Origin of the sequence: Ochrobactrum sp. SFR4 (genome assembly GCF_019730395.1) — a bacterium.
Classification (GTDB): Bacteria; Pseudomonadota; Alphaproteobacteria; order Rhizobiales; family Rhizobiaceae; genus Pseudochrobactrum.
This window is the reverse complement of record NZ_JAAPBB010001241.1, coordinates 1-242: the sequence shown is the minus strand read 5'-3', so window position 1 is coordinate 242 and position 242 is coordinate 1. Positions and strand designations below refer to the sequence as shown.

Annotated in this window: 1 protein-coding gene; it reads right to left on the bottom strand. The window is 39.3% G+C overall.

Going from position 1 to position 242, the window contains the following annotated elements; all coding sequences use genetic code 11:
• Positions 1-38 precede the first annotated feature (38 nt).
• Positions 39-242: hypothetical protein (locus HBA93_RS22995; RefSeq protein ID WP_221724773.1), on the bottom strand; the 204-nt coding region annotated here is incomplete at its 5' end.

Sequence of the window (242 nt, the reverse complement as noted above, 5' to 3'; positions counted from 1 at the left end):
CCCTCCAATAGCAAGTGCTTGATTGCAACTTATGTCCGCTATTTCCTGATCTTCGGCACAAAATTTCTGATTTTTTCTGCTTTTGCACAATATGTGGAAAAACTCGCAGGCAAATTATCTATTAAATTGGCTGAGAGGCTATAATCAGGGAAAAATATGACAGGAATTTTGCAAAACAACGGCTCTGCTGTGTGTTTTTCTGCAATTGTCGAATCATTCAGAATAGCCGAAGCTGCAGCATA